We start from the raw sequence: 22511 nt of genomic DNA, 5'->3' as shown, positions 1-22511 counted from the left end.
GTCATGGATCCTCTGGCGCGGTGGGGGTGCGAAGCGATCCGCTGCTGGTCGGGTGCCTCAAGGGCGCCCTGCCGGTGCTCGGCGATCATTGTAGGTCCCACCCCGTCAAAATCCGGTCGCTCAGCCGACTTTTTGCAACTCGTCACACGCGCCACGGGAGTTTCGTACGGATCCGCCCGGCGCGCGGCCCCGTTCCCGTGCTCCCCGGTCCGCCGTTCCGCCCTTGACGCCGTCTCTGACCTGCACCACCCTTTCGCAGAGCGATCACGACCTCCTGCGAGCGAAGAACGGGGACATGCGCCCGGCCCAGCACTCCCTCCCCGGCATCTCCGGGCCCGCCTCCCGGCCGGTGCTCGCCGTCGACCAGGGCACGTCGTCCACCAAGGCGCTGGTCATCTGTCCCGAACGCGGTGTGATCGGCACGGGATCGGCCCCGGCGGCCCCCCGCTACGGCCCCGGGGGCACGGTGGAGGTGGACCCGGCCCTGCTGCTGTCCTCCGTCCTCGACGCGGGCCGCCGAGCGCTCGCGGACGCGGGGGAGCCCGTCGCCGCCGTCGGACTCGCCAACCAGGGCGAGACGGTCCTGGCCTGGGATCCGGCGACGGGCGCCCCGCTCACCGACGCGATCGTCTGGCAGGACCGGCGTGCGGAGTCGCTCTGCGCCGAACTGGCCCCGCACGCGGCCCGGTTGACGGAACTGACCGGTCTGCCCGTCGACCCCTACTTCGCCGCGCCCAAGATGGCCTGGATCCGGCGCCGGCTCACCCGCGAGGGAGTGGTCACCACCAGCGACGCCTGGCTGGTCCACCAGTTGACCGGCGCGTTTGTCACCGATGCCGCGACCGCGGGCCGGACCCAGCTGCTCGACCTGGACCGCGTGGAGTGGTCGCGCGAGGCGCGGGCGCTGTACGGGCTGGCCGACGAGGCGATGCCCGGGATCGTCGACGCGGCGGGCCCCGTCGGCACCACCACCGCGTTCGGGCCCGAGATCCCGCTCACCGGCCTGCTGGTCGACCAGCAGGCCGCGCTGCTCGCCCAGGACGTGACGGAGCCGGGCACCGCCAAGTGCACGTACGGCACAGGGGCGTTCCTGCTCGCGCAGACCGGCCACCGGCCACGCAGGGGCACGTCCGGCCTGGTCAGTTGTGTCGCCTGGCGGCTCGGCGGGCGGACCAGCTACTGCCTGGACGGGCAGGTCTACACGGCCGCCTCCGCCGTACGCTGGCTCACCGATCTCGGGGTGATCTCCGGGGCCGGTGACCTGGATCCGGTCGGCCTGTCCGTGCCGGACAGCGGCGGGGTCACGTTCGTCCCGGCGCTCGCCGGGCTGGCCGCGCCGTGGTGGCGGGGCGACCTGCGGGGCTCGGTGACCGGTCTGGGGCTCGACACCGGCGCGGGACACCTGGTCCGCGCCCTGTGCGAGGGGATCGCCGCCCAGGTCGTGGAGCTGGCCGACGCGGTGGCCGCCGATGTCGGGGTGCCGCTGACCGTCCTGCGGGTCGACGGCGGTCTGACCCGGTCGGCGCTGCTGATGCAGACCCAGGCGGACCTGCTGCAACGGCCCGTGGAGGTGTCCGCGCTGCCGGACGCCACGGCCCTGGGCGTGGGCGCCCTGGCGCGGCTGGGACTCGACTCGGGCCTCTCACTGCCGGACGTCGTACCGCCGTGGAGGCCGTCGGCCGTCTACGAACCACGGATCGGCCCGGCCGAGGCCGCCGGCCGCCTCGGGGTCTTCCGCGCGGCCGTCGCCGCGCTGGTGGACCGTACTCCCCCGCCCGTCGCGGCACCCTGAGCCTGGAGCACCATGACTGTCACCACAACGGGGGTTCTGCCGGACGAGGTGTACGACGTCGTGGTCGTCGGCGCCGGGGTGGTCGGCGCGGCCATCACCCGTGAACTGACGCGGTACGACCTGCGGATCGCCTTCATGGACGCGGCCGACGACGTCGGGGACGGCACGTCGAAGGCCAACACGGCCATTCTGCACACCGGTTTCGACGCCGTGCCGGGGTCGCTGGAGTCCCGGCTGGTCCGTGAGGGACAGCGGCGGCTGGCCGCGTACGCCGAGGAGAGCGGCATCCCCGTCGAGCCGGTCGGCGCGCTGCTCGTGGCGTGGGACGACGAGCAACTGGCCGCGCTGCCACGGCTCATGGAGAAGGCCGAGCGCAACCACTGCCACGACACCCGCGTCATCGGGCCCGAAGAGGTCTACCGGCGCGAGCCGGCCCTGGGCCCCGGGGCGCTCGGCGCGCTCACCGTGCCGGGCGAGAGTGTCATCTGCCCGTGGACGACCACCCTCGCGTACGCCACCCAGGCGGTGCGCGGCGGAGCCGACCTGCACCTCAACTGCCGCGTGGAAAGGGTGAGCAGCGGATCGCCGCACGAACTCACCACCGTCCGGGGCCGGTTGCGTACGCACGTGCTGATCAACGCCGCCGGGCTGTACGCGGACGACCTCGACCGGCAGCTCGGCCACACCGACTTCACGGTGACCCCGCGCCGGGGCCAGCTGATGGTCTTCGACACGTTCGCGCGCGACCTGGTCCGGCACATCCTGCTGCCGGTGCCCACCGCCCTCGGCAAGGGGGTGCTGGTGGCGCCGACGGTGTACGGCAACGTCCTGCTCGGCCCCACCGCCGAGGACCTGACCGACCGCACCGCCACCCACTCCTCGGCCGAAGGGCTCGCCTTCCTGCGGGCGAAGGGCCGGCGGATCGTGCCCGCGCTCCTCGACGAGGAGGTGACGGCCGTGTACGCGGGGCTGCGCGCCGCGACCGAGGAGGACGACTACCGGATCCGCTGCCACCCGGGGCAGCGGTACGTGACGGTGGGCGGGATCCGCTCCACCGGGCTGACCGCGTCGATGGCGATCGCCGCCCATGTGGTCGAGCTGCTGACGGAGGCGGGCGAGGAGCTGGGCGAGCCCCGGACGCTCGACCCGGTGACCATGCCCTACCTCGGCCGGACCTCTCCGCGCCCGTACGAACGTCCGGAGCTGATCGCGGCCGATCCTGAGTACGGCAGGCTCGTCTGCCACTGCGAGCGGGTCTCGCGCGGCGAGATCCGCGACGCCCTCACCGCCACGGTCCCGGCCCGCTCGCTCGAAGGGCTGCGGCGGCGCACCCGGGCGCGGGCCGGCCGGTGCCAGGGTTTCCACTGCGGCGCCGCCGTGCTCGCGCTGCTCAGCACTGACAGCCCTGTCACACCGAGCCCGGTCACCCCCAGCCCCGACACCACCGGCGCCCCTGTCAGGTCCGACGGCGGCGCGCCCCCTCTGCGGCCGGAGGCCGGATCATGAACGCGACAGCAGACAACGGCGGGCCGCCGGGCGCCGTCCGCCGGGAGCGCTCCGTCGACGTGCTGGTGGTCGGCGCGGGCCCGGCGGGTCTCGCGGCGGCGGCCCGGCTGGCCGCCGCCGGCGCCGGAACGGTCGAGGTCGTGGACCGTGAGGAGCAGGCCGGGGGGATCCCCCGGCACTGCTACCACGCGGGGTTCGGCCTGCGGGACCTGCGGCGCCCGATGAGCGGCCCCGCGTACGCCCGCCACTGGTCCGACACGGCCGCGGGGGCCGGTGCCCTGGTCCGTACGGGCGTCTCCGTGACCGGCTGGGCCGGTCCGCTCACCGTGGACACCACCAGCCGCGACGGACTGGAGCGGCTGACCGCGGGGGCGGTCGTCCTGGCGACCGGCGCGCGCGAACGGCCGCGCGCCGCGCGGCTGGTGCCCGGCACCCGGCCGGCGGGCGTGTTCACCACCGGCGAGCTCCAGCAGGCCGTCCACCTCCACCACCAGCCGGTCGGCGGCCGCGCCGTCGTCGTCGGGGCCGAGCCCGTCAGCTACTCCGCGGTGCGCACCCTGCGCGGCGCCGGCGTGGAGATCGCGGCCATGGTCACCGACCAGCCGCGCCACCAGTCGTCCTGGGCGGCGGGGGCCGGGGCCCGGCTGCACCGGCGCGTCCCGCTCCTCACGGGCACGACGGTGACCGAACTGTTCGGCCGGGTCCGGCTGACCGGGGTCGCGCTGCGGCACACCGACGGCAGGACGGTCACCCTCGGCTGTGACACGGTCGTCTTCACCGGCGACTGGATCCCCGAGCACGAGCTGGTCCGCCTGGGCGGCATCACGCTGGACCGGGGCACGCGAGGCCCCGCCGTCGACACCGTGTTCCGTACCGGCGCGGCGGGGGTCTTCGCCGTCGGCAACCTGCTGCACGCCGTCGAGCCGGCGGGCACCGCCGCCCGGGAGGGCCGGCTCGTCGCGGGCCCGGTGCTGCGATACCTGTCCGACGGGCGGTGGCCGGACGGGCAGCTGGCGGTGGAGGTCGACGCGCCCCTGCGGTGGGTGGCGCCGAACCGTATCGACCCCAGGGGGCCGCGCCCGCCGCTCGGCCGCTTCGCCCTCCGTACGGCACGGCCCGCCGGCCGGCTGTCCGCGTTGGTCGTCAGCCAGGACGGCCGGGTGCTGCACCGCGAGCGCCTGCGGCGCGGCGCGCTGCCGAACCGTCCGCTGTACGTCTCCGCCGACTGGATCGACCGGGCGGATCCGGGCGGGGGCCCGGTCGTGATCACGGGCCAGGGCGACTGAATCCCGTCCACTGAATCCGGTCCGGGAGGACCGAGACGTACGACGGCATGAAGCGGCCCCACCGGCAAGGGGGGGTAGCCGGTGGGGCCGGGGCGCGCACCGGCAAGGGGGTGGCCGGTGGGCCGAGGACCTCGGCGGCCCGGGGGGACGGGCCGCGAACTCGGGTCGAAGATGCGTCTGCCCGGTGTCCCGCGGCATATGCGTCCGGACCGGAAAGTTTTTCCGGCGGACCTGTCGATCCTGTCGTGCGACGCGCGTCGTACTGATGTAGGACGACCCAGAGGCACCATCCGCCCCAGGAGGAACCATGAAGTACCTGCTGCTGATCTGCACGGACGACTCCGTCACCATCGACGACCCGGCGGAACTCGACGCCCAGCCCTGGGTGGACGAGATGGACGGCCGGGGCGCGCGCCTGATGGGTGACCGGGTGCGGCCCGCCGAGGACGTCACGACCGTACGGGTGCGGGAGGGCTCGCTGCTCCTCACGGACGGTCCCTTCGCCGACTCGAAGGAGCACATGGCCGGCTTCGACGTGATCGACTGCGCGGACCTGGACGAGGCCGTCGAGATCGCGTCGAAGCACCCGATGGCCCGGTTCGGCATGGTCGAGGTGTGGCCTTTCTGGACGGAATGAACGACGGAATGAACGACGGGGTGAACGAGGGCGTGAGCGACGGAGCGCGCGACGCGGTGAGCGACGCGGTCGCCGCCGCGTACGCCGGGGAGTGGGGCCGGATCGTGGCGTCCCTGATCCGGTTCACCGGCGACTGGGACCTGGCGGAGGAGTGCGCGCAGGACGCCTTCGCGCGGGCGGTGGAACGCTGGCCGCGCGACGGAGTGCCGCGCCGCCCCGGCGCCTGGCTCACCACCACCGCCCGCAACCGGGCGCTGGACCGGCTGCGCCGCGCGCGGACCGAGGCCAGGGCCGTACGGGAGGTGGCCGGCCTGGCGGACCGCGCGCCGGCGGCCGCGCCGACAGGACAGGAGGACGGGGTGGACGGGGACGGCGCCCTGCCCGACGACCGCCTGCGGCTGATCTTCACCTGTTGCCACCCCGCGCTGGTGCCCGAGGCGCGCGTCGCCCTCACCCTGCGGTCGCTGGCGGGGCTGAGCACGGCGGAGATCGCCCACGCGTTCCTGGTCTCCGAGTCCACGATGGCGCAGCGCCTGGTCCGGGCGAAGAACAAGATCCGGCACGCGCGGATCCCCTTCCGGGTGCCGTCGGCCGACCGGCTGCCGGAACGGACGGCGGCGGTGCTGAGCGTGCTGTACCTGCTCTACAACGAGGGGTACGGCGCCTCGGCCGGCGCGGTGCCCATCCGTCGTGAACTGACCGCCGAGGCCGTCCGGTTGACCCGGGTGCTGGCCGGACTGCTACCGGACGACACGGAGGTACGGGGCCTGCTCGCGCTCATGCTGCTGCACGACTCCCGGCGTGCCGCACGGGTCGACGCCTGCGGGGAGCTGGTGCCCTTGGAGCGGCAGGACCGTTCTCTCTGGGACCGCGACGGGATCGCCGAGGGGCTGTCCGTCCTGGAGGACGCACTGCTGCGGCGCAGGCCGGGGCCGTACCAGGTGCAGGCGGCCGTCGCCGCCTGCCACGCCACGGCGTCCGACGCGGCGGACACGGACTGGCCGCAGATCGCCCTGCTCTACCGCGAGTTGGCCAAGTGGTCGCCGGGGCCCGTGGTGGAGCTGAACCGCGCGGTGGCGGTCGCGATGTCCGAGGGGCCCGAGCACGGTCTCGCGCTGGTGGAGGGCCTGGCCGCGGCGGGGGAACTGACCGGCTACTTCCCGCTGTACGCCACCCGCGCCGATCTGCTGCGCCGGCTCGAACGGTGGGACGGGGCGGTGGACGCGTACCGCGAGGCGGTCGCGCTGGCACCGACGGACGCGGAGCGGCGCCATCTCGCGCGGCGCCTCGCGGAGGCGGAGGCACAGGGTGGGCAAGGACCCGAGCGGTGACGTGCGGGTCCTTGCCCACGCCTGCCGGGCGCGCTACTTCGTCGCGGCCTTCACCGCCTTGGGCACGAACATCTTGATGTCGGTCAGGCTCGCGCTGCCCTCGTACACGTTGGTGTACAGGTCCCCGATGACGAAGGAGTCCGGGTACGCGGATCCCGCAGGCCACTGGTTCGGCCAGGTGGCGCTTCCGTTGTTGTCGTTCTGCGTGAGCGTGTTGTTGAAGCGCCCGTCGTACTCGCTCGCCTTGACGTTGTAGTGCCAGATCGGCTTGTTGTCCACGATGAAGGGCCGGTGGAACCGCAGCGTCTTCTGCCCGGCGCGGGCGAAGTTGCCGCTGGCCTCCAGCGTGTAGCCGGTCGCGTCACGCTCGATGGCGAAGACGTAGTCCTGGTTCGGCATCAGCTCGGGCTGGAGCTCGGCGGCGGAGGACAGCTGCTGCTCGGCAACCCCGCCGGAGCAACTGGTCATGAACCACTGCGAGTTGCCCGCCAGACCACCCTTGCCGGGGTTCCAGTTGGGCAGGCCGCTGATCCACATGTTGACCGTGTTGAAGCTGCTGTCCTTGTAGTCGTAGTACGTGTTCGTCGCGGAGTTGCAGACCCGGCCGCCGGTGCCGGTGCCCACCCGGTCGGGGTGCTGGGCGAAGGAGTCCATCAGGACCTTGCGGCGGTAGTGCCAGAAGTGGTTGTTGCGCGGCGCGGGGTTCGCGAAGTCGACGATCGACAGGTAGTGGAAGCCGTTGTAGCCGTACTTCCCGGCGCGGACGTCCTGCCACTCGCAGTACGGCGCCGACGCGTCGCCCTCCCAGCCGGGGCTGTTGGAGCCCTCGCCCCAGGGGTGCTGCGTCTTGCAGCCGTCCTTGCTGTAGCCGTTGACGCGGTTGCCGTAGTCGATGGTGCCGTTGCGCTTCCCGCCGAAGTCCAGGGTTTTCAGGCGGTATTCGATGCGGTACTGGTCGGGCAGCGCCTGGGTGGGACGGAAGATGGCGCCGCCGGTGTGGTCGGGCACCTTGAGCTGGGCGACGGTCTTGCCGCCCGCGCTGCCGTTGGTGATGGAGGGCGCCTTCTCGATCTGACCGTCCTTGTTCCAGTCGCGGGCGGAGAGCGAGGCGGTGAGCCAGCCTCCGTCACCGACCTTGAACTCCTTGCGGTACGTGGCGAAGGAGTTGAACGCGGTGTCCCAGGCGGGCCCGTAGTCGTTGCGGTACCACTGGCCGTTGTCCTCCATGATGGTGTCGAACGGCTGGCTGTACGTCTCGCGGGTCCACGGGGTCCGGGTCGGGTCGAGCGGCTTGCTGAAGTTCTCCGAGTGCAGTAATTGCCAGGCCGGTGCCTTGGGAGCGGCTGCCGCGGGCGCGCCGGCCGGGGCGGCCGCCGCCCGCGTGCTCGCGTCCTCGTCCGGCGCGGCCGAGGCCGTACCGAGGGTGAGGGGAACGACAAGCGCGCCGCAGACCAGGCCCGCCAACGCGTAACGATGAGTGCGGGTCATCAGAAATTGCCTTCCGGATCGTAGTAGTTCTGGGCGTTCTCCTTGGTGACACGAGGGGACGGGACGACCGTGTCCTTCTCGGTCTTCTTTCCGTCGAGGATGTCCACGGTCCTGTCGAGACCGAGGCCGCCGATCACGTCGGCGTCGTTGAGTCCGGTGACCAGGTAGTTGGTGCCGTCGAGGATGGCCTTGAGCGCTTCCGCCTGGCCGTCCACCCCGGCCAGCACGATCTCCTTGTCCCGGCCGGCGTCCTTGATGGCGCGCTGGGCGCCCAGGCACATGGCGTCGTTCTCGCAGAAGACGGCGTCGAGGTCGCTGTGCGAGGCGAGCAGGCTCTCCATGACGGTCAGGCCGCCGTCCGAGCTCCAGTTGCCGAAGTCGGGCGCCTCGACGATGTTGATGCCGGGGGCGCCCTCCAGCGCCGACTTCACCCCGTTCGTACGGGCCTGGCCGATGCTGTTGTCGGCGGGGCCGCCCTTGACGAGGGCGACCGTGCCGCCCTTGGTGAGCCGCTCCACGAGGAACTGGCCGTTCTGCTTGCCGATGGCCTCGTTGTCGGGGCCGATCCAGCTGCTGTACGTGCCGGTGCGGAACTTGCGGTCGACCAGGACGGCGGGCTTGCCCGCGGCCTTGATGGAGTTGAGGACCGCGGGCGCGGACTCCAGCGGGCCGCCCGAGACGATCACGGCGTCGACGTCCTTGCTCAGCAGGTCCTCGACGTTCGAGGCGAGTTTCGCCGCGTCGCCGCCCGCGTCGGTGCTGACGGTCTCGACGCCCTTCTTCTTCGCCTGCGCCTTGATGGCCCGGTCCATGCCGTTGAAGTAGGGCCCGCTGAGCGTGAAGTTGGCGATGCCGACGGTGTACGAGCCGTCGCCCTCGCCTCCCGTACCGCCGTCGGAGGAGCAGCCGGCGAGGGACGCGGCGAGCACTCCGGCCACCAGGACCCCGGACGCTTTCTTCGTGATCATGAGGTTCGTGCCTTTCCGGTGCGCTGGACGAGGATGACGGCGACGATGATCAGGCCCTTGAGCACCTGCTGCCAGAAGCTCTGCACGTCGTAGAGGTTGAGCAGGTTGTTGATCAGCGCGAGGACGAGGACCCCGGCGAAGGTGGCCCGTACGGAGCCCTTGCCGCCGGCCAGGCTCGCGCCGCCGATCACGCAGGCGGCGATCGCGTCGAGTTCGAAGGCGGTGCCGACACTGGGCTGGGCGATGCCGACGCGGCTGGCGAGGATGACCCCGGCGAGGCCCGCGCAGGCGCCGCTGATGGTGTAGGCGAGGACGATGTGGCGGCGTACGCCGATGCCGGCCAGCCGGACGGTCTCCGCGCTGCCGCCGATCGCCACGAGGGAGCGGCCGGCCGGGGTGCGGCTGAGGAAGATCCCGCCGAACAGGAAGACGCCGAGCATGATCAGGGTGGAGACGGGGATCGGGCCGAGGACGGCGGACCCCAGCTCGAAGAAGCCTTCCTTCTCGGGCGCCACCGGCGTCTCCGAGTAGACGAACGCGAGCCCTCTGATGGTGGTGAGCGCGGCGAGCGTCACCACGAACGGGGCGAGCTGGAAGCGGGCCACCAACGTCCCGTTGACCATGCCGAAGGCCATCCCGGAGACGATGCCGACCAGCATGGCGAGCGGGACGGGGAGCCCGGACGACAGCCCGGCGGCGACGATGCCGGAGAAGGCGACCACCGAGCCGACGGAGAGGTCGATCCCGCCGGTGAGGATGACGGTGAGCATGCCGTAGGCCAGCAGGCCGGTGGTGACCATCTGCTTGAGCAGATTGGTGAGGTTGCCCTCGGTGAGGAAGGCGTCGGTGGTGGAGCCCGCGACCGCGACGAACGCGATCAGCAGCACGGCGAGCCCGGCCTCCAGGGTGAGGTCGCGCCCCGCGACGATCAGCCTCGGCGTCCGCCGCGCGGGCGTTAGGTCCCCGGCCGGCCGCGTCGGGCCGCCGGGACCGTTCGACTCGGGGGGCTTGGTCAGTTGGTCGGTCATGCGGCGTGTCCGATCGCGTGGGCGAGGACGGTGTCCTCGGTCGTACGGTCCGAAGGGAGGTCCGCGGCGATCCGGCCCTCGTGCATCACCAGCACCCGGTCGGTGGCGCCCAGCACCTCGGTGAGGTCGGAGGAGATCAGCAGGACGGCGAGCCCGTCCCGGGCGAGCCGGTCGAGCATCCGGTAGATCTCGGCGCGGGTGGCCATGTCCACGCCCCGGGTCGGCTCGTCCAGCAGCAGCACACGCGGTCCGGTGAGCAGCCATTTGGCGAGGACGGCCTTCTGCTGGTTGCCGCCGCTGAGCGCGCGGACGGGGAGTCTCGCGGAGTGCGCGGGCCGGATGTCCAGTTGCCTCACCATCGACTCGACCTGGCGTGCGCGTTCGCCGGTGTCGAGCAGGGGGCCCTTGGTGAAGGCGCGCAGGGTGGTGAGACCGATGTTCTCGGCGGTGGACAGGCCGAGGACCAGGCCGGTGCGTTTGCGGTCCTCGGTGACCAGGGCGAGCCCGGCGGCGATCGCCTCGCGCGGGGTGCGGAAGCGGTCGGCGGTGCCGCCGGCCGTTCTGACGGTCCCGGAGCGGGCGGGTTCGGCGCCGAAGACACAGCGGGCCAGTTCGCTGCGCCCGGAGCCGACCAGGCCGAACAGTCCGGTGATCTCACCGGCCCGCAGGGTGAAGGAGATGTCGGCGAACTCCCCCGGGCGGTGCAGCCCGGAGACGGTGAGCAGCGGTGCGCCCGGGTCGTGGCGGCGGTCCGGGTAGAGCTGTCCCGGCCGGCGGCCCGCCATCAGGCGGATGAGTTCGTTCTCGTCGGTGCGGTCGGGGGTGGTGGTGGCGACGGCCCGGCCGTCCTTGATCACGACGATGGAGGTGGCGAGTTCGGTCACCTCGGCGAGGCGGTGGGACACGTACACGATGAGGACGCCGCGCTCCTGTAAGCGGCGGATCAGCGCGAAGAGCGCCTCCAGGTCGTTGCCCGCCAGTACGGCGGAGGGCTCGTCGAGGACGAGGACGCGCGGCTCGCCGCCCTCGCTGACCAGCGCCTTGGCGATCTCGACCATCTGCTGTCTGGCGACCGTGAGGCGGCCCGCCCGGGTGCGGGGGTCGATGGCGCCGTACCCGATGGACTCCAGCAGGTCCCGGGCGCGGGCATGGGCGGCCCGCCAGTCGACGAAGCCGCCGAGCCTGCGCGGGAAGTGGCCCATGAGGAGGTTCTCGGTGACGGACAGTTCGGGTACGAGGGTCAGTTCCTGGTGGACCGTACGGATGCCGTGGAGGTGCGCGTCGTGCGGGGAGCGCAGGTCCACGTGCTCGCCGTCGAGCAGGAGTTCACCGGCGCTCATCCGTTCGGCGCCGGCCAGGATCTTGATCAGGGTGGACTTGCCCGCCCCGTTGGCGCCGACCACGGCGAGGACCTCACCGGCGTGCCCGGTCAGGTCGACGCCGTGCAGCACCTCGGTGGCGCCGTACGCCTTGCGCACCCCGCGGATCTCCAGGGCGGGCGGGGCGGACGGCCGGGGGGCCGGGGATGTACGGGTCGTGCTGGTCACCCGAGGGCCTCCATCACCACGATGGTCTTCTGGCGGGTGAACTCCAGCGCCGTGTCGTGCAGGCCCTCGGCGGAGCCTCCGGTGTCCTTGGGGCCGCCGAAGGGCAGGTTCTCGGCGCGCAGCGCGGTGGAGCCGTTGATGACGACCCCGCCGACGTCGAGCCGGTGGGCGAGCTGGAAGGCGCGCCGGATGTCCTGGGTGAAGACGGCGGCCTGGAGTCCGTACGGGGACTCGTTGGCCATCCGTACCGCGTCGAAGGGGTCGGTGAAGCGGGCGACGGGCGCCACCGGGCCGAAGATCTCGGCGGCGAGCGCCGGGCTGTCCGCGGGGACGTCGACGAGCACGGTGGGATCGCTGAACGCGCCCCGGCGGCCCCCTCCCGCCGCTTTGCGCGCGCCGTCGGAGACGAGTGCGGCGACGGCCCCCTCGACACGTTCGGCCGCTTCCTCGCTGATCAGCGGTCCGACGTCGGTGCCGTCGGCCAGCTGGTCGCCGACGGTGAGTTTGGCGGCGCCCGCGAGGAGGGCGTCCACGAACGCGTCGTGGATGCCGTCCTGGACGTAGACGCGCTTGACCGCGCAGCAGATCTGGCCGTTGCCCCGGGCCAGCCGGCCGAGGACGACGGCCTGGGCGGCGGCCTCCACGTCGGCGTCGTCGCAGACGATCAGGGCGTCGTTGCCGCCGAGTTCGAGGTGGACCTTCTTGAGGGTGTCGGCGGCGCGGCGGGCGATCTCGCGGCCGGCGTGGGTGCTGCCGGTGAGGCTGACGGCGGCGGCGCCGGGCCGGGAGGCCAGTTCCTGGGAGACGTGGACGCCTCCGGTGAGGAGCTGGTGGGCGCCTTCGGGGGCGCCGGCGCGGGCGACCAGTTCGGCGACGCGCACGAGGGTGAGGGGGCAGCGTACGGGCGGGTGGACGAGCACGGCGTTGCCCGCGGCGAGCGCGGCGGCGGCCTTGTGCGCGTACAGCTCGACCGGGTAGTTGAACGGTACGAGGGCGGCGACGGGGCCCAGGGGTTCGCGGACGGTCACGGCGAGGTGGCGTTCCAGGCCCGGCACGGCGTCCAGCGGGATCTGCCGGCCGAAGAGCCGGGTGGCCTCCCCGGCGTAGCCGCGGAAGATCCGGATCGCGGCCTTGACCTCCTCGGTCGTCTGGAAGAGGGGCTTGCCGTTCTCCGCGGCGAGTAACCGGGCCAGGTCGGCGGCCTCGGCCTCGATCAGGTCGGCGGTACGGAGGAGCAGTCGGGCCCGCTCGTGGGCGGGCAGGGCGGCCATGGCGCGCTGGCCGCGTTCCGCGGTGGCGAGGGCGGCGGTGAGCTGTTCCGGGGTGCTGTCCTCGATCTCGCCGAGGAGCTCGCCTGTTCCTGGATTGTGCACGGGCAGCGGTGCGGTACGGGTCGACATGCGTCGCTCTCCCTGTACTGGCTTTGGCAGTTGGTCATGTCTGCGGAAAGTCGCTGCGATGCTGGCGCACCCTCCGTAATTCGTCAACAGAAAAAACAAAATGGCTGGACCGCGGCGGTCGTGACCGTTCGGGCACGGCCGGGGGTCCGGCCGTCGCGAGCGGCGTCCCGCGCGCGGCGCGTCTTCCCCCGGCGATGAACGGGGAGTGACCGGCTCCGGTACAGCGCGGAAGGGCCCGGCGACGGTTCGCCCCCGCCGGTGATCCCTGTGCGGTGATGGGTGTCGAGCGTTGGAACGTCGTTCACGCGCAGGCCACACCCGGTGCCAACCATCAAGGAGTAGCCAGGGGGCCGACCTCCGGCACGCTTGCTGACGCGTTCGCACTCGGGGAGTCCGCACCATGTCACGCATACGCTCCGCAGTCACCGCTGTCGACCGCCGGTCCTTCCTCACCGCCACCGGGGCGGTCGGTGTCTCGGCGGGAATCGGACTCGCGCTCGGCGCGGGCGGCGGCTCGGGTGAGGCCTCGGCGGCGGCAGCGCCGACCGCCCCGGCCGTCCCCGCGACCCGCCCGCCGGCCTCCCCCGCGCCCGTCCGGCCGCGCCCCCTCCCCGCCCGCACCACGCTCGACACGGTGGCCTCGCCGCGCGGCGCGGCCGTGCCGTACCGCCGCCTGGGCGACGGGCCCGGCTGGCGCAGGGTCGTACGGGACGACCTCGCGGCTCCCCGGTCGGGCCGCGAGGGCCGGCGTACCGTCCTCAGCTCGTTCGTCCAGCTCACGGACCTGCACCTGGTGGACGTGCAGCACCCGGTGCGCACCGAGTACCTGCGCTCCATGGACCTGTCGTCGTGGCGCCCCCAGGAGGCCCTGACCGTGCCGGGCGCGGTCGCCCTGGTCGAGCAGATCAACGCCCTGCGGAGCGGCCCCGCCACCGGCGCCCCGCTCTCCTTCGCGGTGACGACCGGCGACAACACCGACAACAACTCCCGGGCGGAGCTGGACTGGTTCCTGACAGTGATGAGCGGCGGCCGGGTCACCCCCAACACCGGGGACCCACGGCGGTACGAGGGCGCCCAGAACTCCGGCGAGCGGCTGTTCTGGCACCCGGAGGACACCCGCCCGGACACGGACAAGAAGCTCGGCTACCCCCGGATCGAGGGGTTCCTCGCGGCGGCGATCCGCTCGGTCAACAGCCCCGGGCTGCGGATGCCGTGGTTCTCGACCGTCGGCAACCACGACACACTGGCGAGCGGCGCCATGGCCGACCGGAGCGGCTTCCTCGCGGACTTCGCGGTCGGCGGGAAGAAGCTCTACGGCATCTCCGACAGCGCGGCGGCCACCCTCCGGCAGACCTTGAAGAGCGGCAGCCGCCCGGCCGGCGGCGGCCTGGTCGACCTGCTGCGCGCCTCCACCCGGTCGATGCGCGCGATCACGCCCGACCCCGGCCGGGCGCCCTTCGGCCCGCGCGAGTACCTGACCGCGCACCTCGACCCGGCGCGCGCGGGGGCGGGTCCGGCGGGACACGGCTACACGGCGGACAACCTCGACAGCGACACGCTCTACTACACCTTCCCCATGGGCCAGAACGTCACCGGCATCAGCCTGGACACCACGGACCGGGGAGGCCACTTCCTCGGGTCGCTCGGCACGGAACAGCTGACGTGGCTGGAGCGCACCCTCACCGCCCACAAGGACCAGTACGTCGTCGTCTTCAGCCACCACAACAGCTGGACCATGACCAACACCCACCGCGACCCCGCCAAGCCGGGCGAGGCCCGGCACTCCGGTGACGAGGTGGTCGCGCTGCTCAAGAAGCACCGCTCGGTGCTGGCCTGGGTCAACGGGCACAGCCACCGCAACTCGGTGCTGGCGCACGGGAGTTTCTGGGAGATCTCCACCGCCTCGCACATCGACTTCCCGCAGCTGGCCCGGGTGATCGAGATCGCCGACAACAACGACGGCACCCTCTCCCTCTTCACCACACTCATCGAGTCGTCGGCCCCGCACCGCACGGACTTCCACGACCTCTCGCAGACCGGACTCGCGTCCCTGTACCGGGAGTTCTCGTTCAACGCCCCGGGCGCGGGCAAGGCCGGCGCGGGCACGTCCACGGACCGCAACACCGAGCTGGTGCTGAAGCGCTGAGCGCCCGGCGGCCCAACTAGACCGGATCCGCGGGGGTGATGAGGTGCTGGAGGACCGGCGCGTAGAGGTCGGCCAGGTGCTCGTCGGTGGCCCGTCCCGCCTCGCCCGTGCGGTACAGGCTCAGCGTCACCCCGAGGCCGAGGAGCTGGCCGGCGATCAGTTCGGCGCGGAGCCCGGGCCCGGCGCCGGGCAGCAGCGCGGCCAGGCGCTGGGTGAACTGGGCGTCGAAACGCTCCCGCAGCAGCGTCCGTTCGTCGTCCTTGCCCAGCGAGAACACCACCCGCAGCAGGGGGTCGGACTGCTGCTCACGGCGGCTGCTCAGCAGGGCCAGCACCAGGTGGCGGCCGAGGGAGGCGGGCGGTGCGGCCAGCAGGGCGTCGGCCGCCGGGCCGAAGTCGGCGACGGCGTTGAACAGCCGCTCCTTCGTGCCGAAATGCTTCACGATCAGGGACGGGCTCACCCCCGCCTCGGCGGCGATCGCCCGCAGGGTCACCTCGGCGTAGGGGCGGAAGGCGAACGCGCGCCGGGCGGCGCGCAGGATCGCCTGGCGGCCCGTTCCCGTATCGGCGCCCCCACCTGTCGTACCGCCGCCTTCACCGGTGCCGCCGGGGATGTGGTCGGTCTGCCCGTTCATGCGCCCTCCTGGCGGCCAGGGCGGACGCCCGCCGACGTCACTCGCGCCCTGTCCCGCCCGACCGTACCGGTGGCCACGGGGCGCTGACGCGGCAGACACAGGGTGACGGCCAGCGCGAGCAGCGCCGCGCCCGCCGCGATGAGGAAGACGAGCAGATACGCGTGGAGGGTGGGGGCGGTCCGCCCGTCCACCTGGAAGGTGACGTCGGCCAGCACCGCGGCGACCACGGCACTACAGAACGCCTGCCCGACCGACCGCATCAGGGTGTTGAGCCCGTTCGCCGCACCCGTCTCGGTCACCGGCACCGCGCGCATGACGAGGGCGGGCAGCGCCGAGTAGGCGATGGCCGTCCCCGCCGCGACGACGGTCGCGCCGAGGATGATCGTCCAGAGCTGGTGGCTGGTGAAGAACCGCACCACATAGCCCACGGCCAGGATGGCGGCGGCGAGCGCCAGGGCCGTCTTGGGCCCGTACTTCGCGGAGATCCGCGCCGACACCGGCGACAGGGCGACCATCGCGAGCCCGCCGGGCAGCAGGCACAGCCCGCTGACGACGATCGACGCGCCGAGACCGTACCCGGTGCTCTTCGGCTCCTGCACCATCTGCGCGGTGGACAGGGAGTTGGCGTAGAAGGCGAAGCCGATCAGGAGGGCGGCGATGTTCGTCAGCAGGACGGCGGGCTTCGAGGACACCCGCAGGTCGACCATGGGGCTGGTGGTACGGAGTTCGTACGCGCCCCAGACCAGTCCGATCAGGACGGCGAGGACCAGCAGACCCAGCGTGCGGACGGACGTCCAGCCCCACGAGCCGCCCTGGGTGACCGCGAGCAGCAGGCTCACCAGGGCGGCGGACAGCCCCAGCGCGCCGAGGGCGTCGAAGCGCCCGCGCGAGCGCACCGGCGATTCCGGTACGACGAGCAGGACGAGCACCATGTCCAGCAGCCCCAGCCCGGCCGACGCCCAGAACATGGTGTGCCAGTCGTAGTGCTCCACCACCAGCGCGGCGACCGGCAGACCGATGGCCGCGCCGATGCCGAGCGTCGAACTCATCAGCCCGATCGAGGGCAGGACCCGGACGGGCGGCAGCTCGTCGCGCATGATGCTGATGCCGAGCGGGACAACCGCGAGCGCCGCTCCCTGGAGGGCGCGGCCCGCGATGAGCACGGTGATCTGGGAGCTGATCGCGCACAGGACGGATCCGGCCACCAGCACCCCGAGGGAGGCGAGGAGCACCCGCCGCTTGCCGTACATGTCGCCGACGCGCCCGAGCACGGGGGTGCAGACGGCGCCGGTGAGGAGGGTGACGGTGACCAGCCAGCTGGCGGCCGTCGGGGTGGCGCCGGTGAGCTGGGGGATGTGCGGCAGCAGCGGCACGACCAGCGTCTGCATGACCGCGACGACCACACCGCAGAAGGCGAGCACCGCCACCAGGAAGCGGGCGTGCGGTGCGGGTGCGGGTCCGGGTATCGCTGCTGACATGTCTCTCCGTACAGGCGGGCGGGCGGCCGGGGCGCCCGGTCACCATGGGGGTGCACAGGCGTTCACCCCTCAGAGTAAACACCTGTGCACCCCCATCGGCACCCCGGGGTGCACAGACGTTCACCACACCGCTCCCCCGGCACACCGCTCCCCCGGCCGCCGGGACGGCTCGCACCGCCCGGCACACTGGTACCGGCGGTTCCGGGTCCGGTTCGCGCCCGACAACCGCCGTGGGAGACGCGATGGCGCTACAGATCAGCGCGACCAATCCGGAGCAGCCCGCCGTGCTCCTCGACCTGCCCTGGAACACCCCGCTCGACGAGTGGCCCCCGGAGTGCCTCGTCGCGCTCCCGCGCGGCATCTCGCGCCACGTCGTGCGCTTCGCGTCGGCGGGACCCGACGTGGTGGCGGTCAAGGAGATCACCGAACGGGCGGCGGTACGGGAGTTCGGCCTGCTGCGGGACCTGCACCGGCTCGGCATTCCCGCCGTGGACCCGCTGGCGGTGGTGACCGGGCGCGTGGACGCGGACGGTGAGCCACTGGAGTCGGCGCTGATCACCCGCCACCTCAAGGGATCGCTGCCGTACCGCTCGATGTTCGAGTCGACGATGCGCCCGTCCACCGTGAAGCGGCTCATGGACGCGCTGGCCGTGCTGCTCGTACGGCTGCACCTGGCCGGTTTCGCGTGGGGCGACTGCTCGCTGTCCAACGCGCTGTTCCGGCGGGACGCGGGCGCGTACGCCGCGTATCTGGTGGACGCCGAGACCGGGCAGATCCAGCAGAACCTCAGCCGGGGCCAGCGCGAGTACGACATAGAGCTGGCCCGGATGAACATCGCCGGGGAGCTGATGGACCTGGAGGCGTCGGGGGCGCTGCACCCGTCCGTCGACCCGATCCCGTTCGGCGCGGCGATCGTCCAGCGGTACGAGGACCTCTGGCACGAGCTGACCCGCGAGTCGGTCTACCCGGTGGGCAAGCGGCACTACATCGACCGGCGCATACGGCGGCTCAACGACCTGGGCTTCGACGTGGCCGAGATGCAGATCGAGCGCTCACCCGTGGGGGACACGGTGACGTTCCTGCCGAAGGTCGTGGACGCCGGGCACCACCAGCGGCAGTTGCTGCGGCTGACCGGTCTGGACGCCGAGGAGAACCAGGCGCGGCGGCTGCTCAACGACCTGGAGAGCTGGATGGCCGGGGAGGACGACTACGTACCGGGGGATCCGCTGGGGGCCCGGCCGGAGGTGCTCGCGCACCGCTGGGTCCGTGACGTGTTCCGGCCGACCGTGCGGGCCGTTCCCCTGGAGCTGCGCGGGGAGATGGACGCGGCGCAGATCTATCACGAGGTGCTGGAGCACCGCTGGTACCTGTCGGAGAGCGCCGGGCGGGACGTGGGGCTGGAGGCGACCATCGAGGACTATGTCGCGCAGGTCCTGCCGCACGTGGTGAGCGCGCTGACCGTCCAGGCGGCGGACGAGTCGGCGGGTCTGTCGCCCTGACCGGGGCGCGGGGGCGGGCGTCCTGTCACGCGCGTACGGCCCCCCTCACTGCAACGCCCGCACCGCCGCCGCGAAGACCGACGGCAGGCGGGCCGCCGCCGGGACGATCAGCCGGGCGCCCGCCGGGCGCCCGGCGACCCGTACCAGACCCTCCGTCAGCAGCCGGTGGCGCCGGGAGAGCCTGCGCCACTCGCGCTCGTACCGCTCGGGGTGTCCCGCCCGCAGGCACCGTACGGCCGCCTCCGCCGAGGCGAGCGCGAGCGCGACCCCCTCGCCGGTGAGCGCGTCGACGTAGCCCGCCGCGTCCCCGACGAGCAGCACCCGCCCCGCCGTGCGCCGGCGTACCCGCTGCCGCAGCGGGCCCGCCCCGCGCACGGAGGTCGCGGGCGGCCCGTCGAGCCGGGCGAGCAGATCGGGGAAGCCGGCCAGATGCTCGTCGTAGCCGCGCCGCCGGGTGCTGAGGACCGCGACCCCCACCACGTCCTCGCCGACGGGGGTCACGTACGCCTCCCCCGCCGCCGACCAGTGCACCTCCACGAAGTCCGTCCAGGGCTTCACGTGGTAGTGCCGCCGCAGGCCGTACCGCCGGGGCCTGCGGTCGGGCAGGTCCAGGCCGAGCCCGCGCCGTACCGGTGAGTGCAGCCCGTCCGCCGCCACCAGCCAGCGGGCCCGCAGCCCCGCGGCCGTGACGGAGTCCGCGCTCTGCCCGATCGCGCCGACGCGGTCCGTCACGATCTTGACGCCGGCCTCCTCGGCGCGCCGGGTGAGAGCCGCGTGCAGTTCCGTACGGCGCACCCCGAGGCCCGTCCCGTCGCCGAACGGCGCCTCGGCGTGGTGGGGGCCGCGTACATAACGAATCCCGCGCAGCGGGTGGCCGGGCGGGAGTTCCAGGCCCAGGGCGCGCAACGCCCGTACACCGCTGGGCATCACACCCTCGCCGCAGGCCTTGTCGACCGGGGAGGGGCGCGGTTCGACCACCACCGCCTCCATCCCGGCGAGGGTGGCGTGCACCGCGGTCGCCAGTCCCGCGGGTCCGCCCCCGACGACGAGGAGGTCGATCACGTGGTGACGCCGACGGCAACCGTGTCGAGCGCGCGGTTCTCGCACCTTATGCGGACGGTCAGCAGCCAGGCGTTGAGCACGGTGAACACGAGCGCCGTCGTCAAGGCGGTGTGCACGAGGGGCAGCGCGATCCCTTCGGCCACCACCGCCACGTAGTTGGGGTGGCGGAACCACCGGTACGGTCCGCCCGTCACCAGCGGCAGCCCCGGGACGACCACCACCTTGGTGTTCCAGCGCGGGCCCAGCGTGCGGATGCACCACCAGCGCAGTCCTTGCGCGGCCACCGCGACGGCGAGCATCGACCAGCCGAGGACGGCGTCGAACGGCCGGTCGGCCAGCCACACTTCGGCGAGGCAGCCGAGCAGCAGACCGGTGTGCAGCACCACCATCGGCGGATAGTGCCCCTGCCCCCGCTCGACGCCGCCGCGCTCCAGGCTCCAGCGCGAGTTGCGCTTGGCGACGACCAGTTCGGCGAGGCGCTCGGCGCCGACCGCCAGGATCAGCGCGGTGTACCAGATCATCTCGTCCTTCCCTCTACCAGCGCAGCAGGACCATCTCGGAGCAGAAACCGGGCCCCATGGCGATCAGGAGCCCCGCGCTGCCGGCCGGCGGCCGGCGCTCGGCCAGCGTGTCACGCAGGACGTGCAGCACGGAGGACGACGAGAGATTCCCCGCCGCCGCCAGCGAACGCCACGTCAGATCCAGCGCCCCGTCGGGCAGTTCGAGGACATCCTCCATCGCCTCCAGCACCTTCGGCCCGCCCGGGTGGCACACCCAGGCGGTGATGTCGTCGCGGGTGAGGCCGTGGTCGGCGAGGAAGGAGTCCACCTCCGGCGCCAGGTTCTTCCGCACGAGGTCGGGGACGACCGCGTCCAGCACGATCCGGAAGCCGGAGCCCGTGATGTCCCAGCCCATGACCTCCTGGGTGTCCGGGTACATGTGGCTGCGGGTGTCGACGACGACCGGCCCCGCGCCCCGGCGCCTGGCGCCGGTGGCGACCAGCGCCGAGGCGCCGTCCCCGAAGAGCGCGGAGGCGACCAGGTTGGCGCCCGACATGTCGTCCCGCTGCAAGGTCAGCGAGCACAGCTCGACCGAGAGCAGCACCGCCACGTCGTCGGGGCGTCCCCGCAGGTAGTCGTCGAGCCGCGAGATGCCCGCCGCTCCGGCGACGCACCCGAGTCCGAAGACGGGGACCCTCCTGACGTCGGGCCGCATCCCGAGCAGTCCCACCAGCCGGGCGTCCACCGAAGGGGCCGCGATGCCCGTGACCGAGGTGAACATCAGCAGGTCGACGTCGCGGGGGGACAGTCCCGCCTCGTCCAGCGCCGCGCCGACGACCTCGGCGCCCAGCGGCACGGCCGCGGCGATGAAGGCGTCGTTGCTGGCCCCGAAGTCCTTGAGATCCCCGTACGCCTCCAGGGGCAGTGCCGTGTGGCGGGTGTCCACCCGTGCGCCGCGGTGCACCCGGTCCAGGACCCGGCGGTCGGCTCCCGCCGGCAGACACGTCTTCGCGACCATGTCGGTGAGCTCTTGTTGGCTGTGCTGATGCGGAGCCAGGGCTCCATGGACGGCTGCGATGCGAGTCATCTGCGGTCCGAGGCTGGGGGATGTGGGACGTGCCATTCCTGCCCCCGCTCCGCGCCGCCACACCCGAAGTCGCCTGTACGGCCCCGCGAAAGCCCCTGGGCGGCCGTCTGCGGGGCCGGGACACCCGTCACCCGTACAGCCCTCCGGTGACGCACCTCCAACCCGCCTGCGGGCGGCCTACGATGAGGATGTGGACGCCATCGAGCGAGCAGAGGCACAGGTCGGGGCCGCGACGGGGGCAGGGGCGCGCGGGCCGCTCGGCGAGGTGCCCGGCGACGCGCCCGGCCGGTCGTCGCGCGGCGCGGTGGCCGGGCTGCTGAGGGCCTGTCACCCCGTCCCCACCGTGGCGGTCACCCTCCTCGTCACCGGGCTCGCGGTGGCCGCGGGGCAGGACGCCGCCGGCAGCGCGCTGGCAGCCGCCGCCGTGCTGGCCGGGCAGTTGTCGGTCGGCTGGAGCAACGACGCGGTCGACGCGGCACGCGACACCGCGGCACACCGCGGCGACAAGCCGGTGGCGGACGGGACGGTCGGCGCGCGGACCGTAGGGGCCGCGGCCTGTGCCGCCCTGATCCTGTGCGTCCCGCTGTCCCTGGCGTACGGGCTGCTCGCCGGGGCGGTCCATCTGGCCGGAGTGGGCGCGGCCTGGGCGTACAACCTCCGCCTCAAGCGGACCGTCCTCTCGTGGCTGCCGTACGCGGTCGGGTTCGCGTCCCTGCCCGCCTTCGTGACACTGGGCCTGCCGGGCACCCCGGCGCCCGCCTGGTGGGTCGTGACCGCGTCCGCGCTGGTGGGGGTCGGCGCGCACCTGGCCAACGTCCTGCCGGACATCGACGACGACCTGGCCACGGGTGTACGGGGCTGGCCGCAGCGGCTGGGTCCCTCGGGGGTACGGCTCCTGCTGCCCGCCCCGCTGGTGGCGGCCACGGTCCTGCTGGCGGCCGGCCGGCCGGGACCGGTCGGGATCGCCGCCGTCGCCGGGGCGCTCGTGGCCGCGACGGGCGGGTCGGTGCTGGGGCGCCGGTGGCCCAAAGTGCCGTTCCTGGCGGCGATCCTGGTCGCGGGGGTCGACGTGGCGCTGCTGCTGTGGCAGGGCGCCGGCCCGTCCTGACCGGCTCTCCTGAC

General features: G+C 73.1%; 18 protein-coding genes. 8 read left to right on the top strand and 10 right to left on the bottom strand.

What is annotated here, in order from left to right:
- The first annotated feature begins 295 nt into the window (after window positions 1–295).
- The 5 genes from OG349_RS33115 (at window position 296) to OG349_RS33095 (ending at window position 6552) form a co-directional block, all read left to right on the top strand.
- Window positions 296–1792 carry an FGGY family carbohydrate kinase gene (locus tag OG349_RS33115; RefSeq protein WP_327238102.1) on the top strand — a complete coding sequence of 499 codons (1497 nt, stop codon included), beginning with the start codon at window positions 296–298 and terminating at the stop codon, window positions 1790–1792.
- 12 nt (window positions 1793–1804) lie between these two features.
- Entirely contained in the window at window positions 1805–3298 is a 1494-nt protein-coding gene (locus OG349_RS33110) for an FAD-dependent oxidoreductase (RefSeq protein ID WP_327238101.1), read from the top strand.
- On the top strand, window positions 3295–4584 hold the full coding sequence (locus OG349_RS33105) for an FAD-dependent oxidoreductase (RefSeq protein ID WP_327238100.1): 1290 nt from the start codon (window positions 3295–3297) through the stop codon (window positions 4582–4584). Before OG349_RS33110 ends, OG349_RS33105 begins: the two co-directional genes overlap by 4 nt.
- A gap of 307 nt (window positions 4585–4891) precedes the next feature.
- A complete protein-coding gene (locus OG349_RS33100) occupies window positions 4892–5221 on the top strand; it encodes a YciI family protein (protein WP_327238099.1) in 330 nt (109 codons plus the stop codon).
- 8 nt (window positions 5222–5229) lie between these two features.
- Window positions 5230–6552: an RNA polymerase sigma factor gene (locus tag OG349_RS33095; RefSeq protein WP_327238098.1), complete on the top strand. Its 1323-nt coding sequence runs from the start codon at window positions 5230–5232 to the stop codon at window positions 6550–6552.
- Between the two features lie 33 nt (window positions 6553–6585).
- On the opposite strand, the gene OG349_RS33090 is transcribed toward OG349_RS33095, so the two are convergent.
- From OG349_RS33090 to OG349_RS33070, 5 genes are read right to left on the bottom strand one after another with little or no spacing between them, the layout of a single operon-like run.
- The gene (locus tag OG349_RS33090) at window positions 6586–8040 is read right to left on the bottom strand and encodes a mucin-5B (protein ID WP_327238097.1); all 1455 of its coding nucleotides are present in this window, start codon (window positions 8038–8040) and stop codon (window positions 6586–6588) included.
- Window positions 8040–9008, bottom strand: a complete 969-nt coding sequence (locus OG349_RS33085; protein ID WP_327238096.1) for a substrate-binding domain-containing protein — start codon at window positions 9006–9008, stop codon at window positions 8040–8042. The genes OG349_RS33090 and OG349_RS33085 overlap by 1 nt, the downstream gene beginning before the upstream one ends.
- Window positions 9005–10036 (bottom strand): ABC transporter permease, encoded by a 1032-nt coding sequence (locus tag OG349_RS33080; RefSeq protein ID WP_327238095.1) that lies wholly within the window; start codon window positions 10034–10036, stop codon window positions 9005–9007. Before OG349_RS33080 ends, OG349_RS33085 begins: the two co-directional genes overlap by 4 nt.
- Window positions 10033–11583: a sugar ABC transporter ATP-binding protein gene (locus OG349_RS33075; protein ID WP_327238094.1), complete on the bottom strand. Its 1551-nt coding sequence runs from the start codon at window positions 11581–11583 to the stop codon at window positions 10033–10035. Before OG349_RS33075 ends, OG349_RS33080 begins: the two co-directional genes overlap by 4 nt.
- Window positions 11580–12983 (bottom strand): aldehyde dehydrogenase family protein, encoded by a 1404-nt coding sequence (locus OG349_RS33070; protein ID WP_327238093.1) that lies wholly within the window; start codon window positions 12981–12983, stop codon window positions 11580–11582. Before OG349_RS33070 ends, OG349_RS33075 begins: the two co-directional genes overlap by 4 nt.
- 400 nt (window positions 12984–13383) lie before the next feature.
- On the opposite strand from OG349_RS33070, the gene OG349_RS33065 reads away from it, so the two are divergent.
- Window positions 13384–15129, top strand: coding sequence for a TIGR03767 family metallophosphoesterase (locus OG349_RS33065; RefSeq protein ID WP_327238092.1), 1746 nt, complete (start codon window positions 13384–13386; stop codon window positions 15127–15129).
- Between the two features lie 16 nt (window positions 15130–15145).
- Here the strand turns inward: OG349_RS33065 and OG349_RS33060 are convergent, their stop codons facing one another.
- Together OG349_RS33060 and OG349_RS33055 are read right to left on the bottom strand one after the other, a co-directional pair.
- The gene (locus OG349_RS33060; protein ID WP_327238091.1) at window positions 15146–15763 is read right to left on the bottom strand and encodes a TetR/AcrR family transcriptional regulator; all 618 of its coding nucleotides are present in this window, start codon (window positions 15761–15763) and stop codon (window positions 15146–15148) included.
- A complete protein-coding gene (locus tag OG349_RS33055) occupies window positions 15760–17241 on the bottom strand; it encodes an MFS transporter (RefSeq protein WP_327238090.1) in 1482 nt (493 codons plus the stop codon). The genes OG349_RS33060 and OG349_RS33055 overlap by 4 nt, the downstream gene beginning before the upstream one ends.
- A gap of 242 nt (window positions 17242–17483) precedes the next feature.
- On the opposite strand from OG349_RS33055, the gene OG349_RS33050 reads away from it, so the two are divergent.
- Window positions 17484–18740: a DUF4032 domain-containing protein gene (locus OG349_RS33050; RefSeq protein WP_327238089.1), complete on the top strand. Its 1257-nt coding sequence runs from the start codon at window positions 17484–17486 to the stop codon at window positions 18738–18740.
- Window positions 18741–18785: 45 nt separating this feature from the next.
- Here the strand turns inward: OG349_RS33050 and OG349_RS33045 are convergent, their stop codons facing one another.
- Genes OG349_RS33045 through OG349_RS33035 form a run of 3 tightly spaced genes read right to left on the bottom strand, consistent with a single transcriptional unit; the run spans window position 18786 to window position 21389 of the window.
- Window positions 18786–19802, bottom strand: a complete 1017-nt coding sequence (locus tag OG349_RS33045) for an NAD(P)/FAD-dependent oxidoreductase (protein WP_327238088.1) — start codon at window positions 19800–19802, stop codon at window positions 18786–18788.
- The gene (locus OG349_RS33040; protein WP_327238087.1) at window positions 19799–20323 is read right to left on the bottom strand and encodes an isoprenylcysteine carboxyl methyltransferase family protein; all 525 of its coding nucleotides are present in this window, start codon (window positions 20321–20323) and stop codon (window positions 19799–19801) included. Before OG349_RS33040 ends, OG349_RS33045 begins: the two co-directional genes overlap by 4 nt.
- A 13-nt stretch (window positions 20324–20336) precedes the next feature.
- Window positions 20337–21389 carry a type III polyketide synthase gene (locus tag OG349_RS33035; protein ID WP_327238086.1) on the bottom strand — a complete coding sequence of 351 codons (1053 nt, stop codon included), beginning with the start codon at window positions 21387–21389 and terminating at the stop codon, window positions 20337–20339.
- A gap of 190 nt (window positions 21390–21579) precedes the next feature.
- Here OG349_RS33035 and OG349_RS33030 point away from each other — a divergent pair, with 190 nt between their 5' ends.
- Entirely contained in the window at window positions 21580–22497 is a 918-nt protein-coding gene (locus OG349_RS33030) for a UbiA family prenyltransferase (protein WP_442806345.1), read from the top strand.
- The last annotated feature ends 14 nt before the right edge of the window (window positions 22498–22511 follow it).

The organism is Streptomyces sp. NBC_01317 (assembly GCF_035961655.1).
Lineage (GTDB): Bacteria > Actinomycetota > Actinomycetes > Streptomycetales > Streptomycetaceae > Streptomyces.
The sequence above is the reverse complement of the archived record's forward strand: the minus strand, read 5'-3'. Positions and strand labels throughout refer to the sequence as shown.